Annotated in this window: 1 protein-coding gene; it reads left to right on the top strand. The window is 51.6% G+C overall.

What is annotated here, in order from left to right; translation table 11 throughout:
- Positions 1 to 154: 154 nt before the first annotated feature.
- Complete coding sequence (locus CX664_RS25375; RefSeq protein WP_101749346.1) at positions 155 to 1585, top strand: hypothetical protein; 1431 nt, start codon at positions 155 to 157, stop codon at positions 1583 to 1585.
- Positions 1586 to 1613 lie beyond the last annotated feature (28 nt).

The following is a 1613-nucleotide window of genomic DNA, read 5'->3' as shown; positions in this document are numbered from 1 at the left end:
GGGTGAAAGTCTCATACTGACTGTCTTTTCAGAGTTTGCGCTCCACGGAATGCCCCATAGCAACAAATTTCGCCCGGCCTGGTATAGGGTAACGGCCAAACACCGGTATGATGCTTACTGGAATACGACACCGTTCCAGTGAGAGGCCGCCCCGATGGAAGTATGTCAGCCACTGGCTAAAGCCGCCAATCCTTGCCACGCGCTTGAGCAGCTCGAACTCATGTTGACCCGCTTGCGCCAGCATCATAATCCGATCAGGCATTTTGAAGATTATGAAAACGAGGTCCATGCTCTTTTTGCTCAGGCAGAGCGTGAGGTTCTTGCAAATGACCTGGCTTCACTCGACGTCGATGCACCAGCCATTGAGCTCAATGGCACCTGCTATCACCGGGCATTGTGCTGTTCTGCAACTTATCAGTCAGCTGTCGGCCCTATCCGGGTTGCCCGTACACTGTACCGGCATGACAAAGAACCTTGCATTGTGCCCATGGAGCTTAAGGCAGGAATTGTTGAGGGGTTCTGGACACCGAGGGCCGCAAAGCAGGTGATATGGATGGTGGCACAGATGCCGCCTGGTGAAGCCAAAAGCCTCCTTGACCTTATGGGAAATATGACACCCTCGGAAAGCGCCCTGGCCAGGCTTCCCAGACAGTTCAATGAACAATGGGAACAACGTCGTGAGCCTTTCGAGTGCCTCCTCAGGGAAAGCATCAAAGTTCCCGAAGAAGCTGCCACCGTGGCCGCTTCCCTGGATGGAGTGATGTTACCGATGAAAGATGGCAAACGTCAGGAAAAACGCGAGAAGAATAAATCCGAGGGCAAGCGCACCCGTGGTCCAGCCGGTTGTCAGGAGGCCAGTTGTGGAACCCTGTCGTTTTACGATGTTCAAGGTGAACGCCTGTCGACTATCAGGATGGGGCGGATGCCTGAAAGCAAGAAAGTCACTTTAAAGAAATCACTCGCTGACCTACTGGACGAAGCGCTCCGGCAGAAGCCCGGGTTATCGCTGCTCAAAGTCGCCGACGGGGCGAAAGACAACTGGACCTATCTTGCCAATGAACTCCCGGAAGGGCATGAAATCGTAGACTTTTATCATGCCGCAGAACACCTGAAGAAGGCATTCGATCTGTCCTATGGTGAGAACAGTGCTAAATCCAGAGAAAAATTCACCACCTATCGTCATATCCTCAAGGAGGAGCCAGCAGGTGTTGAGAAAGTTATCAAGGCTCTGGCTTACCAACACAAGCAGCATCCCCGGCGATCGAAGTTGAAAACTGAACTGGAGTACTTCAGAAATAATCGAGCCCGCATGAACTACGCTGAGCACTTGTCGCACAAACTGCCAATAGGTTCAGGGGTTATTGAGGCTGCCTGTAAAACCCTGGTAACGCAGCGTATGAAGTGTTCAGGTATGCGATGGCGTCATCCCGGAGGGCAAGGTGTTCTGACACTAAGATCATTAATCCAGAGCGGTCTGTTCGACAATGGATGGAAGCTGCTGGCAGTGACGTACTGCGCCAAGATTACAGAGGTTGGTTCAAAGAATATCATCCCGTTTCCTGTGCAGAAGAATAATATTGTATGAAAGTACCAGTCAATATCAGACTTTCACC

Origin of the sequence: Endozoicomonas acroporae (assembly GCF_002864045.1) — a bacterium.
Classification (GTDB): Bacteria; Pseudomonadota; Gammaproteobacteria; order Pseudomonadales; family Endozoicomonadaceae; genus Endozoicomonas; species Endozoicomonas acroporae.
The sequence above is the reverse complement of the archived record's forward strand: the minus strand, read 5'-3'. Positions and strand labels throughout refer to the sequence as shown.